Below are 14,519 nucleotides of genomic sequence, written 5' to 3'. Positions count from 1 at the left end.
AGGCGAACTGATTTACCTTTATTGCCGTTGGTTTTAACCGACGGGTTTCAGATGATCAGTTACTGGCTTTAGCCAAAAAATGGTCAATTTGATTAATCACACAGCCTCTCTTTACCCCTATTCTTATAACCGTAGAGGCGCATAACGTGCGCCTTTTTTTGTTACCAAACGAATTGCAAACCGCCGGTTACGCCAATACTTAGGGTGGTGATGTTATTATCACTGCCAATATGTTTGCTCAGCTCCCAGCCACGTATTTGGGCATCGTCATTAGGATCGGCGCCGGTGATATTGAATGTGGGACCGGCAAACAGGCGTAGCAGTTTATTAAGCTTATAGCCGGGTAGCAACTTAAAGGATTGGGTTTGATAAAATTTCTTTTTAGTATCGGTAATAAGCTCTACTGTATATTCGCCGTTTAGAGAGAATTTGGAATGGTTGATGATATGACCGCCGAAACCTATATCAAAAACATATTTGGATGACGCGCCGCCAAATTTATAGCCGCCACCTATCAGGCCATACATGACCCTGCCACCGGAGCGGAAATCAAGATGGGTGAACAGATTTTCATCTGTACTAATGGCCAGGCTTTTTTCGCCGTTTTTGATAAAGTTGATGATGCCGATGGGATAGTCGCTGCTATCGGCTACGTTGAATAAAAAGCCAAGCTGAAAGCCTTTTACCTTTTTGGCTACGTTGAAAAGACCGGCCATTTGTGAGCCCGTTTGCCCAGTCGACCAGTTGAACAGGCCCGCAAATTGCACTCCACTGGATTGCTGCCCGGTATTGAACAAGCCTGCTACCTGTACGCCATGAGTAAAATTCTTTACGTTATTAAACAGCCCTGCCATTTGAAAGCCACTGGCCTCCTGATCAAGGTTGGCTACACCAGTCACCTGTGCGCCTTTAAATTTATTGGTTCTGTTGCCTATACCAGCCACTTGCATGCCGCTTGAGTTGTTGAGCACATTGTTGTATATGCCGGCTATTTCAAAACCGCTCAGGCTGCCCCCAACTACGTTAAATATCCCGGCCATCTGAAAACCGTTCACATCTTTACGATTGATATTAAATATACCGGCTGCTTCGACGCCGTTAATACCGGCAGTATAACCACCCAGGAGATTATAAGAAACTTTGTCGATGATCTGGCTGTTATACATACCATGTGTACTCAGGCCGGGTACCAGTGAAACCTGGTAGGGGCTTGTGGCAAAAAAGTTGCCCAGGTTCATACCTTGCACCAATTGTTTCGAGCTGATAAAGAAACGGGCAAAGCGGCTGTGCTCCACGCTGTTTCCCGAGCCTTCGTCAGGGTAATATTTATAATTCTTGCTGTTATTATGCTTCGAGTCCACGGTCACTACGGGCAATATATAAAGGGCGGTATCGCGGTACTCTTCCTTGCTTACACTTAAGGAGAGCGGGCCATTAGTAGTTTTAAGTTTGAGTTCAAAGTAACCCTTGTCGTTGGTCAAGGTTGACACCAGCTGATTTTTTTCATAAACACTGGCTTGGCCTATAGCCTTTTGCCCCGAAACATCATTTACATAACCTTTAACTATTGCCAGCTCCTTATCTACTTCGGCGGTGATGTATAATCTGCCGGGCGCGTGTCGCAATACAATGTAGCCTGGCACTTCTTTAAACTCATAACTATCACCCAACAATTTATCCAGCAGGCTAAAAAGTGTTCCCCGGTAACCCGCCACAGATACCATGCTATCGGCCGGTATGGTTTTATTATTATAGGCAAAATAAAAATTGCCTTTGCTGGCAATTTTATCTAATACGGTACTCATGCGCTGTTGTTTGATCTCACCGATGGAGATCTCCTTCAGCAGGTTATTCTGAGCGTAAAGTTTGGGGCAAAAAAGCGCGGGTATAAAAAACGCGAGGCCGCGGGTGATTAGTTTTTGGTTGATGGTCATTAATTTATAGATGCTTTGTGTGTTATTATACACCTGTTTTATATGAGCCGGGTTAGGGCAACATAAAGCATGGCGTATAGTATAACACGCTCAAAGGTTTTTACCCTTACACTGTTTTTAAATTATTTTAGGTTAGATGCCGGTTTTGCCTAATAGTGACAAATAAAATTTTCGGCGATGTTTGAATACGGCAAAATTAACCATTTTATTCCCTAAATGTCAGCTCATTGTAAGCAATAAATAAATATTAATTTTTATTTTGAAATGATCGTTTCAAAATACTTATCTTTGATTCAACATTTCAAAACAACGATCTTAAACATTAAAAAAATGAATAATCTAACAAACAAAGTTGCCGTAGTTACAGGTGGTAACAGCGGTATTGGATATGCAGCCGCAAAAGAACTGATAGCACAAGGCGCAACCGTAGTTATTACCGGCCGTAACCGGGCATCTGTTGAAAAAGCAGCCGAAGAATTGGGCGCTACAGGCATCGTATCAGACCAAAGCAAAATTGACCAGATAGATCAATTGGCACAAGCCGTTAAAGACCAGTTTGGCAAGGTTGACATCCTGTTCCTGAATGCCGGTATAGCCACTTTTAGTCCGGTTGAAACCGCTACCGAAGATCATTATGACAGCATCATGAACCTTAACGTAAAAGGCGTTTATTTTACCGTTCAAAAATTTATTCCTTTGTTAAATGATGGCGGTTCTATTATATTCAATGCCTCTGTAAATGCCGTTTTAGGTGTAGCCGATAGCAGTGTTTACTCAATCAGTAAAGCCGCTCTATTATCATTTAACAGAGTTTTGGCCCGTGAGCTGGCACCACGTAAAATAAGGGTAAACGCTATTTCTCCCGGCCCGGTTGCAACCCCATTATATGATAAGTTAGGTTTAGAGCAGGAACAGATTGATGGATTTGGTGCAGCTTTAAGTCAAAAGATCTTGCTTAACCGTTTTGCCCAATCCGAAGAAATTGCTAACGTGGTACGGTTCCTGGCATCTGACGATGCTTCGTTTATAACCGGTACCGAAATTACCGTTGATGGTGGTTTAACCGTGAACGCGATTATGTACTAAAAAATTGTTCGAAATTGAAACGATTGTTTCAAATAGGTTAAATTTATTAACTTTGGCTTATTGTCTGGTCTGCAGTACTACAAATATCTGTTATCTGTAAGCGTAAAGTTCCCTCCCTCGGAGGGGTGCTGAGTGGCTGTGCGGTAGCAGGGAGGGGTTTATACGCGGGAAAAACCGACTGACTGAACCCCTTCCTTCCCTTCCCCGAGGAAGGAATCGCACATTCCTATGCTTTTAAAACCTCCGGATACAGTTTGACTGTATGAGCAGAGGCAATAGACATTAAAATTATGGATTATGGCACGCAAAAAAGATTTTGACGAAGATGAACTGCTTGCTAAAGCAGCAGAACTTTTTTGGAGAAAGGGATATAACGGCACATCGGCACAGGATCTGGTCGATTGTTTGAACATCAACCGGTCGAGTTTATACAATACTTATACCGATAAAAGAACGCTGTTTAAAAAATCCCTGTCGCTGTATCAAACCCGGGAAACCGGGGCCATGCTGAGTATGCTGGCTAAAGCCACAAACCCCGAAGCTACTGTAAAGCAAATTTTTGAAGGCCTGATCAAAGAGAGTGTGGAAGACTTGCTTTTGAAAGGGTGTTTTATGGTAAACACCGCTGTTGAACTGGCCGGGCAGGATAAAGAGATAGGCGATATGGTGAATAACAACAACCTGAGCGTGGAAGATGCCCTAACCAAACTAATAGAAAACGGACAACAACAAGGCCAGTTTAATACCCAAAAAACAGCCCGCAAATTAGCCAGGTTTGTTTTTGCCAATATCACCGGGATAAAAGTAGCTGCCAGAACTGGTGCCGGAGAACAAACACTCCGGGACATTGCCGATGTGGCCGTTGCTGCATTAAAGAATTAAATTAACACAAAAAGAAGCAAGCGCCCAATAAGGGCAAGTCCTTTTTTATAGTGATAATTAACAGATGATCAGTGCTAATTTTCGATGCACAATTAATTAATATATGATTAACTCCCTGGTAGCATTACCTGCTTAGCTTTGCCCCTGAATTAAAAGAACTGTAATTTTTTATAGTAATAGTAGAGCGCTGGATGGCAGCATGCTGAAGGTTCGAATCCTTCCTCTACGTCTGAATCCAATTTACCGGTTATGAACTATCCTTTAATAGCACTGATAATTTTGCTGGCATTGGCGATTGTGGTTTTACTGGCCTGGAAGAATCAAAAGGATAAGAAAAAGATAGAGAAGGAAATGAACCGTTCCGAGATTAAGCCCGAAAAGCATGACGAAAATAAACCTGGTATCTAAATATAGGGACTCCTTGCGTTGATGCACTCTTCCTGTTGAATTGTTATTTCAATGTTTCTTTAATGTAATCGGTTTGTTTGTTAACATTAAGGTTACATTAAAATGTTTTCTTTGATTGCTATTCCTGATAGCGAGTTAATGCCCTGTTTAATACTATGATCGCCCATTCAATTTTAAAGTATGGTTAGCATTTATGCCTGGCCCTCATCATTCATGTTGGTACTAATTGGTGCCTTTGTATGTTTAAGCATAACCACCCAAGCCCAATCCGAAAAAAATGCACAGTTGCAACAATTGCAATCATTAGGGCTGCCGCATCCTGATTCGGCCCTTATTGTACTTAAAAAGGCACATGCTAAAGCGGTTCAGGATAATGATAACCAAGCCGCTGGCAGGATCTTGCAGCAAATGGGGCAGATATGCTTTAACCAGGGGCATTATGCACAGGCCCTTGATTTTTATTTACATGCCGATAAAATATTCGCCCAGGAAAATAACAAAGATTTATTGGCCGGGAATATGAGTAAAATGGGGATCCTGTATTATTATAACAAGCAATCGGATAAGGCATTCCAATTGTATAATAAAGCGTTGGCTCTTTACAGATCCACGGGCAATAAAAAAGGTCAGGCCGAAATATTTGGCGCGATAGGGCATCTGTACGAGAAACATCAGCGGTACGATAGCTCTTTTTATTACCAGCATTTGGCCCTGCGTACCTATAACCAGATAGGGGATAACTACGGACAGGCAAAAATATACGAAAACCTGGGCAGTATTCATGAAGACCTGGCCAATTATGATTCCTCTTACTTCTGTTTTAAAAAATCGCTGGAGATTTACCAACAGCACCATGATGAGGTTGCCAGTATTGAAGTGATCAATAACATTGGCGATATTTTACGTAAAACGGGTAAATATGCACAGGGAATTGAGCAATCGCGCCTGGCTTATGCCTTATCGGTAAAAAATGATAACCTGTATCAGTTGGCCTCGGCCTGCCGCGATCTGGGTAAGGGATATCAATTGCTGCATCAAATGGATAGCGCTTATCATTACCTGGAACTGAGCCGTAAGTATTCGCTCGAAGTATACTCGAGGGAGAGCCTTAAGCAAACTTCTTTTTTACAGGTGTTGTATGATATGGATAAGAAGAGCGATGAAATTACGCGTCTGAACAATATCCGCAAGATAAACCAGATAATTACTATAGCCATAGTTACCATTGTATTGCTGCTGATTGTGCTGGGATTGGTAACGTTCAGCAGGCAGCGCTTAAAGATCAGGGATCAGCGTGTTTTGGCCGAACAAAACAAATCGATATTTGAAGCCCAGCATGAATTGATGCAGCTTGAATTGAAAAACAAACAGTTAGAAGAAGAAAGCCTGAAACAACAATTGGAGCTTAAAAGCCAGGAGCTTTCAACCCATACTTTAAACCTCATCAAAAATAATCAGTTGCTGGAAAGCATGCGCAATACCCTGCAGAATATGGTGAAGGAAGACAAGCGCGATCAGAAAAAGCAGATGCAGCAGATCATCCAGCAAATAAATCAAAGCTTTAATCACGAGCAGCAATGGAAGGAGTTTACATTGGCCTTTGAACAGGTACACCAACGCTTTTTCGACAAGCTGAAGCAGCACAGCAATGATCTTACCTCTACGGATATGCGATTGATAGCCCTGCTTAAAGTAAATATGGACTCGAAAGATATTGCCGGACTGTTAGGCATCTCCAATGATAGCCTGCGTGTTGCCCGCTATCGCCTGCGTAAAAAACTCAACCTGGAGCAGGGCGATAACCTTTCCACCTTTATACAAGCGTTGTAGTGGGAGCGAGTTGCGAGAGCGGGAATCTGAAGCGAGGATCGAGTTTGTAAACAAGGAATTACCTAATACTAACCTTATTCCGATCTCGCTCCCGCACCCCGATCCTCGCACCCCTTAACATATCCTTAATGTAACGGTAAACTAATGATAATGGAGGTTTTGTTGTTTGGTATATAGTTGAAAATAAGCTGTTTATAATTTTTTGTTGCCCTCCCGTATACGTTGCTTGTAACGCTGTTTCCTTTTTGTAACGGCAAATATTAAGGAGCATATAGATGGTTTAAACACCTTTGTCCCGTCAAAAAGAATCAAACACAATTGTATCAATCGCTCACAAAAATGAATAAATATTTACAAACCTTATTATTCCTGCTGTTATGCGTTACCGCTGCGAACGCTACAAAGCTTAAGGGCCATGTTTATGACCGTAAAACCGGCGAACCCATGGTAGGGGCTACCGTTAGCCTGGATAAAACCAATAAAGCCACCACCACCGGTTTGGATGGTTCGTTTGAATTAAAAGATGTACCAAAAGGGGCCTTCAATCTGAGGATTTCCTATGTCATGTATAAAACCGTGATACAGGAAGTAGATATTGAAAAGGAAGATAACCCTCATCTGAAAATTTACCTCGAAGAAGCCGGTAAAGCATTGCAGGAAGTAACCATATCTACCAAAAAGAATGCGGCCTCTGAGAATACAGCCAGGAGATTGGAGCAACAATCAACCCAGGTATTGAACGTGGTATCGGGCAGGGCTATTGAAATATCGCCCGATTTAACGGTGGCCAACGTTATTGCCCGTGTATCAGGTGTGTCTGTCGAGCGTAACAGCAATGGCGATGGCCAATACGCCATATTGCGTGGTATGGACAAACGCTATAACTATACCCTGGTTAACGGCGTGAAAATCCCGAGTCCGGATAACAAGTACCGCTATGTTCCACTTGATATTTTTCCGTCCGATCTGCTGGACCGCCTGGAGGTTTACAAAAGCCTTACACCTAATATGGAAGGTGATGCGGTTGGTGGCGCCGTTAACATGGTGATGAAAGATGCTCCGGACCGCCTTACGATTAACGCGAATATAGCCGGAGGTTATAGCCAGCTGTTTATAGACCGTAAATTTATGAGCTATGATTACTCGGGTATCAACTATAAATCGCCTTCGGAGATACATGGTAAGAGTTACCAGGCTACACAAAATGATTTCTCAAAAGGTACTTTAAGCTATGCTTTAAAACACCCTGCCCCCAACGTAGTGGGCAGCCTTACCCTGGGGCAACGTTTTTTTAATAATAAATTAGGCGTACTTGTTGCCGGTAGCTATCAGAATACCTACCGTGGCAGTAATAGTACGTTTTTTAGTTCGCAGGTTGTTAGTACAGATAAATTTGCCTCTATTACCAGTAGAAGCGACAGGCAGTATTCGGAGCAACAAAAACGTTACGGCCTGTTCTCCAAAGTTGATTACGTAATTGACAGCCGGAATAAATTAAGCTTGTTTAATACCTATGTTAATTTGACTAACATACAGGTACGCGATGAGGTTTCAACCAATTTTTCGACTAATTACGAGCCTGAGAAAGGTAACGCGCAACTCAGTTATTCAACCCGTAGCCGGTTAACCGAACAGCAAATTTATAATGGTATGCTGCGTGGCGATCATAAATTGTTTGATGATAAATTAAAAATACAATGGTCGGCAGTGTATTCATCAGCCGAAAACGAAGTACCTGAAAATACCACCATTAGTTTGAACGGTGTACGCGAAAATGGCGTAGATCGTCGTACCTATCTGGCCAATGGTACCTCGCTTACTCATCGTTGGGAGCGTAATACCGACGAAGATAAAGCTGGTTATCTTGACTTGACTTATACTGCCCCGGTTGCCGGTGTTAATGTTGATTTTTCTGCAGGTGGTTTATACCGAGATAAACAACGCAGTAGCTTTTACAATAATTACGGACTTAGCGCAGCTAATGCGAGCGCATTATATGGTAAAGACTTTCAAAATTATACCGACCTGTCTTTTACCGTAAACAGTCCGGGCACAGGTGCGGTAAATAACCCTTTAACTTATGATGCTTCTGAGAAAATAGGCGCGGGTTATGGTATGTTTAAGTTTACAACAAAAGCTGTTCAGGTAGTAGGTGGTGCAAGGGTTGAGCATACCGATCAGGGATACAATTTGCTTTTCCCGCAAGGTGAACTGCGTCCGAAGGGTAACCAGGTTTATACCGATGTGTTGCCAAGTCTTACTTTAAAATACTTTTTAACCGATAAAGAACAGTTGCATGCGTCTTATTTTCGGTCAATTAACCGGCCTGGCTTTTACGAGATAGTGCCCAGCAAAATAGTAAATGAAGAGTATGAGGAACGCGGTAATCCGGATCTGAAACGCGCTATAGCCGATAATTTTGATTTACGATATGAGCTCTTCCCAAGTGCATCTACACAATTGCTGGTTGGTGGCTTTTATAAAACCATTAAAGATCCTATCGAATATATTTTTAAACCGGATGCTACACGCGGGCAGGATATATATTACACTCCGGGTAATTTTGGTACAGCACACAACTATGGTTTAGAGCTTGATTTCATCAAGTACTTTAATAAGTTTGGTATAAAAGCCAATTACACCTACACGCACTCTCGCATTACCACTCCAAAAAGCTCCAGATACATTGATGCCAATGGCAATCCCCAGCTGGAATCTGTAAATCAAACGAGACCGCTTTACGGCCAGTCGGAGCATATTGCAAATGTTTCCCTTTTATATAAGGATACCAAAAAGGGATGGGATGCACAGCTGGCTACAAGTTATACCGGTCCGAGGATCAATACGGTATCCCAATTTCTGGATAATGATCTGTGGCAAAAAGGCTTTATACAAATGGATGCCTCTGCCGAAAAAAGATTTAAAAGTGGTATAAGCGTTTTTGTAAAAGCAGGTAACCTGCTAAATACGCCCAATAAATTATTCATAAAAGGTACCAATGCCGCCAACGCGAATGTAGAAGGGATAGATGAATCAAACGGCCATACTTTAATTCGCAGCGATTATTACAAACAGACATACCTGATAGGTGTGCGCTATAAACTTTAAAACATTAATCATTTTAATCAAAAATAAGATGAACTTAAAACCAATATTTACGGCACTGCTATTATCGGCCATAGCCATTAGCGGTTGCAGAAAAGCCAACCTGGATGTTGATACCAGCTCTGGCGACGGTTCGGCCCTGGGCGAGATATCCGGCGTGTGGGCAAAAGGCAGTACCCAGGTTATTAAGGGTGATGTGATCATTCCTGAAGGGAAATCACTGATCATTGAAGAAGGGGTGACTGTGTTGATGGATACAATAGCCAAACCCGAATTTATAGTAAAAGGGAATCTGTATTCAAGAGGTACCGCGGAAAATCCGATAAGATTTACGGTGAACGACGCTTATAAAACCGATGCCAAAAAATTCGGAAAATTGTGGGGTGGGGTATTGGCAGTTAAAACCTGTCAGGAATTGGTTTTGGATCATACTATACTGGAGTACGGCGGCAATACCACATCAGATGCCTCAACTTCGGTAAAACAGGGTTTATATAAAGCTAAATCAGGAGAAAATCTACCGGCACTCTGGTTTTCTAATGTGAATGGTAAACTCATTGTGGTTAACTCCATCGTTCGTAATTTTCAGGAAGACTGTACCTATATTGAAGGCGGCAAGATCATTTTTGCCAACAATACTTTTTATACCACAGGTGTAACCGGTGGCGAGGCCATGAACTTTAAGTCGGGATGTTTGGCCGATGTGGGCTTTAACCTGGTGTATAGCGCCAATACCAATGCCCTCAAGTTGTCAAATGCAGGCGATCGTAATCCGCAGGCATATATTATTGCCTATAATAATACCATGATCAACACCGGCTGGCGCAGACCATCGGCCAAAGGTGGTTCTATCTGGGTAGAAAGTACGGTACATGCTGATTTATATAATAACCTGTTTGCCAATACCCGTTTTGGCATCAAAAGAGATACTAAAGCGCCGGAAGATAAACGTTCGGTGATCAGCAATAACCTTTATTATGGTTATGATCAAACTACGGTAAACCAGTTCCAACCGTCAAAAGATATTGTTGCCGGTGTAAATGATATCATCAGTACCCAAGCCGGTGATAACGATCCTAAGTTTGTGAACTACCCGGAATCGACCCCGGTACTGAACGCGGTATTTAATACGGCCTGGGATTTTCATTTGCAAAGCGGTTCGCCGGCTTTAAACCATGGTATTACCAACTTTACGCGCCACCATGCAGCAGGCATTACGGTAAATGGGGTAACCTATATATCGCCGGATCCGGCTAATTACATTGGCGCTTTCGGAACAAAATAATTGAATGTAGAATACGATGCAGCCTGGCTATATAGCCGGGCTGTTTTTTAAAATATAATTAATGAATAAATTAAGCAGTTATATAATAATTATATCAGCAGGTGTAATGCTGTTTAACACAGCTTGTGGCCAGAGCCAGGTACGTGATCACAAAGGAAATGTGATGCCCACAGTTTCCCCGCAGGCTATTAAGCCTGTTATTGTTACCGAACCTGTATTGTTTGATACCGATGACCCGGCCATATGGATAAACCCGGTCGATGCTGCTAAAAGTTTGGTTATTGGTACCGATAAAAACAGTGAAGGGGCATTATACGTATTTGATCTGCAGGGAAAAATTGTGAAAGACAAAGTGGTGCGCGGCTTAAAACGGCCAAACAATGTCGATCTGGCTTATGGCCTGATGTTGGGTGGCAAGTCTACCGATATTGCTATTACCACTGAACGTATGACCCATAAACTGCGGATATTTTCCCTGCCGGATATGAAGGCGGTGGATAACGGAGGTATTGAAGTGTTTGCAGGCGAAACCGGTTTCGAGTACCGCGACCTGATGGGCATATCTATCTACACGGCAAAAAATGGTAAAATGTACGCGGTGGTTGGCCGCAAAAATGGTCCGAAAGATGGCGGCTATATATGGCAGTATTTACTGGAAGATGATGGCAGCGGAAACGTTAAGGCAACACTGGTACGCAAATTTGGCCAGTACAGCGGTAAAAAGGAAATTGAATCGATAGCGGTAGATAATGAATTGGGTTATATTTATTATTCAGACGAGCAGGTAGGTGTGCGCCAGTACTATGCCGATCCGGAGAAAGGTGATAAGCAGCTGGCCATATTTGGTACATCGGGTTTTGAAGCCGATCATGAAGGTATCTCTATTTATAAGCTAACAGATAAAACAGGTTATATCCTGGTATCGGATCAGGGTGCCAACCGTTTCCAGATCTTTAGTCGCGAAGGAACAAAAGCTAATCCTTTTGAACATAAGCTGGTAAAAATTGCCAATGTGGCTGCCCAGCAAAGCGATGGTTCTGATGTTGTGGCTACACCGCTTAATGCTACTTTTAAACATGGCATTTTTGTGGTGATGAGTAATGACAAAACTTTCCACTACTATCGTTGGGAAGATATTGCAGGTAAAGAATTGAAAGTGAAATAGGTTATATTAATTATCAATAGTAAAAGGTCATCCGGAGGGTGGCCTTTTTGTTTTAGCAGGACATTAAAAATAATATTGATGCAATGTTAAAGCTTTTTAAAATGATGAAATAAATACTAAAAATATTAGTATTTTAATAAAATTTAATATAGGTTTGTATCACGGAATCGGGCCGGTATCGGGCCTTATAACGGTTATAAAAAAAGTGATATGAAGATTGAGGATAAGATTTACGGTAATTTTGAAGTTGGGCCGGTGCTGGAAGAATTGATCTTGTCGGCACCTGTACAGCGGTTAAAGAACATTCATCAGGGTGGGGCTATATTTCTGGTTAACCCAGCCTTAAACCAAAACCGCTACGCGCATTCTGTTGGTGTATTTTACCTGGTAAAACATTTTGGCGGAGGTATTGAAGAACAAATAGCCGCTTTGTTACATGATGTTTCGCATACCGCTTTTTCGCACGTTGCTGATTATGTGTTTGAAAATACCAATGAAGATTATCATGAAACCATATTCGACGAGGTGATCAACCGCTCAGAAATTCCGGTCATTCTCAAAAAATATGGGTTTAACAGCACCTCTTTGTTTAAGCAGGCTCATACTATTCTGGAGCAGCCACTCCCTGCACTTTGTGCCGACCGGGTAGACTATACGCTGAGAGATCTATACCAGGCAGACTTTATCGGGCTAACTGAGATCCGGAACTTTATCAGTGAACTTACCATCCAGGATGGTTGCATGGTCGTTAGGTCTGAAAAGGCAGGCGACTGGATCAAAAATCAATTCCGGCGTTTAAATGAGGCTTATTTTAAAAAGCCCGAGCATGTATATGCCAACCTGAAACTGGCCGAACTTATTAAGGACGCTTTAGATGAGGGGATACTTCAAAAAAACGATCTTTTACGGGATGATTTTCAGGTGTTGCGTAAATTAAATAATAATGTGGTCATGAACCAGCGATTAGCTGACATCGGAAATTTGGTGCACTTTAAACAATTTGCCAATAAAGGGGCAACTGAACGATTTAAACAACGGTCACTTCATCCCATGATAATGATCTGAACGTCACCTGCGATAAAAAAATAAATACAGCCTAAACTTTATACAAAAAAACAAGCCCGGAGATTTATCCGGGCTTGTTCAAAATTTTAAAATATCAAAAAAAAGGACCCTTCCTAAAAAGGGTCCATATACTAACCACTTAATCAACCATCTCCAGGTCTCACTCCGGATAACAGCCAATTCCTAATTACACCGGCCATCAGGTGCGGCCGGTATTTTGCGTAATAACTGTGTTATAACCTATCTAACACTAAGTGAATGTAAATCAAAAAGATGTGATCTGTATTTTTATTGTTACGCAAACGTTTGTGTAAATAAGCAGTAATTATGGGAATATTCATGACAGTTTTGGATAGCACGCAATCCTTTATAATAAAGAAAGAGATTTTCAATCGATAAATTTCTGAAAGCAGCATAGTTTAAGAACGCAATTTGAACGGATGCTATAAATTGCGTATAAATATTTACGCAAACGTTTGTGTTTCAATTTAATAATGTTATACTTTTTTGATCTCATTGAAGTGATGAGGATGATCATGCTGAAGGGGAGTGGTTTTTAAAATATAGCGCCACAACTTGGCTGCATCGCTTTGTTTGCGCTGGTGTTTAATAGTTTGGCCATTTATAACTATAAAAAAACAGTTAGCAGGCAAATAGAGCATTCGCTTAGATTTTTACCGTGAAATGGTTAAGCATTGCGTAGAATTAATGCTTTTTAGGAAAACCATAAAATTTAATCAATTGTTAACACAAGCATAATAGGTAAAATGTAGATAAATATTAAACATTATTTAGTTTTACTAAACAATGCTTGTGTGGTTAAAATGCTTTTCCAAAATAATTCCCATTATCCAAAAAGTAAGCCCATACATGTTGGCATCACCATTAAATACAAGAAATAAAAAAATAAATGAAGTATAACATCAAAATGGTCGTTTTTGATATGGCCGGAACAACAGTTAACGAAAATAATCTGGTATATAAAACTCTTCAGAAAGCCATTAATGAGGCTGGTTTTAATTTTAATTTTGATCAGGTACTCACAGAGGGCGCAGGGAAAGAGAAAAAACAGGCTATCAGGTCGATTTTGTCGGTTTATGCAGGTATTAATGATGAAGTGATTATAGAAAAAATCTATCAAAGTTTCATGAAGCAGCTTACAGAAGCCTACAATATGGCTGATATCATGCCTCAAAATAATGCTTTATCACTTTTTACAGCATTGAAACAGCGTAATATATACGCTGTGTTGAATACTGGGTATGATAGGTCAACAGCGCAATCGATCATTGAAAAACTGGGATGGGAAGAGGGTATAGATTTTGATAGCCTGGTAACGGCCTCAGATGTCGGTGAAAACAGGCCAAACCCCGATATGATATACTTCGCGATGAAAAAATTTGGAATAGTAAACGGCAAAGAAGTGGTTAAGGTTGGCGATTCAACCGTAGATATCCAGGAAGGACAAAACGCCGGATGCGGCTTGAGTATAGGTATAACTACCGGGGCCCATACGAAAGAACAGTTACTTTCAGCTAACCCCGATTATGTCATCAATGACCTGATTGATTTGTTACCGATCATAGATTAAATAACAGTTACCGTTCATTTTTGCCTCTCTTTTAATTGATCCATAGCGTTGGCTAATACACCTGCCGATCCTTTAAAAGAAGCAGAACCATTAGGTTTACTATCAATGCTATACCATTTATAAGAGCCTTTGTCCCTAATGGTTCTGTTAATCATAGGTTGTAATTCT

At 41.3% G+C, this 14,519-nt stretch carries 11 protein-coding genes; 9 read left to right on the top strand and 2 right to left on the bottom strand.

Features of this window, described 5'->3' with window-relative positions; all coding sequences use genetic code 11:
* Positions 1-161 precede the first annotated feature (161 nt).
* A complete protein-coding gene (locus ACNURT_RS21995; RefSeq protein WP_419699517.1) occupies positions 162-1,934 on the bottom strand; it encodes a hypothetical protein in 1,773 nt (590 codons plus the stop codon).
* A 330-nt stretch (positions 1,935-2,264) separates the two neighbouring features.
* On the opposite strand from ACNURT_RS21995, the gene ACNURT_RS21990 reads away from it, so the two are divergent.
* The 9 genes from ACNURT_RS21990 to ACNURT_RS21950 all read left to right on the top strand — a co-directional run bounded on the left by ACNURT_RS21990 (position 2,265) and on the right by ACNURT_RS21950 (position 14,351).
* Positions 2,265-3,020 (top strand): glucose 1-dehydrogenase, encoded by a 756-nt coding sequence (locus tag ACNURT_RS21990; RefSeq protein WP_419699516.1) that lies wholly within the window; start codon positions 2,265-2,267, stop codon positions 3,018-3,020.
* A 297-nt stretch (positions 3,021-3,317) separates the two neighbouring features.
* Positions 3,318-3,902, top strand: coding sequence for a TetR/AcrR family transcriptional regulator (locus ACNURT_RS21985; RefSeq protein ID WP_419699515.1), 585 nt, complete (start codon positions 3,318-3,320; stop codon positions 3,900-3,902).
* A gap of 249 nt (positions 3,903-4,151) precedes the next feature.
* Entirely contained in the window at positions 4,152-4,310 is a 159-nt protein-coding gene (locus ACNURT_RS21980; RefSeq protein ID WP_419699514.1) for a hypothetical protein, read from the top strand.
* 180 nt (positions 4,311-4,490) lie between these two features.
* Positions 4,491-6,140 (top strand): tetratricopeptide repeat protein, encoded by a 1,650-nt coding sequence (locus ACNURT_RS21975; protein WP_419699513.1) that lies wholly within the window; start codon positions 4,491-4,493, stop codon positions 6,138-6,140.
* A gap of 339 nt (positions 6,141-6,479) precedes the next feature.
* Entirely contained in the window at positions 6,480-9,248 is a 2,769-nt protein-coding gene (locus ACNURT_RS21970) for a TonB-dependent receptor domain-containing protein (RefSeq protein ID WP_419699512.1), read from the top strand.
* A 28-nt stretch (positions 9,249-9,276) separates the two neighbouring features.
* Positions 9,277-10,530, top strand: a complete 1,254-nt coding sequence (locus ACNURT_RS21965; protein WP_419699511.1) for a right-handed parallel beta-helix repeat-containing protein — start codon at positions 9,277-9,279, stop codon at positions 10,528-10,530.
* Between the two features lie 61 nt (positions 10,531-10,591).
* Entirely contained in the window at positions 10,592-11,695 is a 1,104-nt protein-coding gene (locus ACNURT_RS21960) for a phytase (RefSeq protein WP_419699510.1), read from the top strand.
* A 210-nt stretch (positions 11,696-11,905) separates the two neighbouring features.
* Positions 11,906-12,760: an HD domain-containing protein gene (locus tag ACNURT_RS21955; protein WP_419699509.1), complete on the top strand. Its 855-nt coding sequence runs from the start codon at positions 11,906-11,908 to the stop codon at positions 12,758-12,760.
* Positions 12,761-13,670: 910 nt separating this feature from the next.
* A complete protein-coding gene (locus ACNURT_RS21950) occupies positions 13,671-14,351 on the top strand; it encodes an HAD-IA family hydrolase (RefSeq protein ID WP_419699508.1) in 681 nt (226 codons plus the stop codon).
* Between the two features lie 14 nt (positions 14,352-14,365).
* On the opposite strand, the gene ACNURT_RS21945 is transcribed toward ACNURT_RS21950, so the two are convergent.
* Complete coding sequence (locus tag ACNURT_RS21945; protein WP_419699507.1) at positions 14,366-14,506, bottom strand: hypothetical protein; 141 nt, start codon at positions 14,504-14,506, stop codon at positions 14,366-14,368.
* Positions 14,507-14,519: the final 13 nt, after the last annotated feature.

This window comes from Mucilaginibacter sp. NFX135 (genome assembly GCF_048565145.1).
GTDB lineage: Bacteria > Bacteroidota > Bacteroidia > Sphingobacteriales > Sphingobacteriaceae > Mucilaginibacter.
Note: the sequence above shows the minus strand (reverse complement) of the source record. Positions and strands in the feature narration are given on the sequence as shown.

Coding starts and splice junctions, on each gene's coding strand:
- ACNURT_RS21995 (WP_419699517.1), bottom strand. CDS start 1,934: ATGACCATCAACCAAAAACTAATCACCCGCGGCCTCGCGTTTTTTATA.
- ACNURT_RS21990 (WP_419699516.1), top strand. CDS start 2,265: ATGAATAATCTAACAAACAAAGTTGCCGTAGTTACAGGTGGTAACAGC.
- ACNURT_RS21985 (WP_419699515.1), top strand. CDS start 3,318: ATGGCACGCAAAAAAGATTTTGACGAAGATGAACTGCTTGCTAAAGCA.
- ACNURT_RS21980 (WP_419699514.1), top strand. CDS start 4,152: ATGAACTATCCTTTAATAGCACTGATAATTTTGCTGGCATTGGCGATT.
- ACNURT_RS21975 (WP_419699513.1), top strand. CDS start 4,491: ATGGTTAGCATTTATGCCTGGCCCTCATCATTCATGTTGGTACTAATT.
- ACNURT_RS21970 (WP_419699512.1), top strand. CDS start 6,480: ATGAATAAATATTTACAAACCTTATTATTCCTGCTGTTATGCGTTACC.
- ACNURT_RS21965 (WP_419699511.1), top strand. CDS start 9,277: ATGAACTTAAAACCAATATTTACGGCACTGCTATTATCGGCCATAGCC.
- ACNURT_RS21960 (WP_419699510.1), top strand. CDS start 10,592: ATGAATAAATTAAGCAGTTATATAATAATTATATCAGCAGGTGTAATG.
- ACNURT_RS21955 (WP_419699509.1), top strand. CDS start 11,906: ATGAAGATTGAGGATAAGATTTACGGTAATTTTGAAGTTGGGCCGGTG.
- ACNURT_RS21950 (WP_419699508.1), top strand. CDS start 13,671: ATGAAGTATAACATCAAAATGGTCGTTTTTGATATGGCCGGAACAACA.
- ACNURT_RS21945 (WP_419699507.1), bottom strand. CDS start 14,506: ATGATTAACAGAACCATTAGGGACAAAGGCTCTTATAAATGGTATAGC.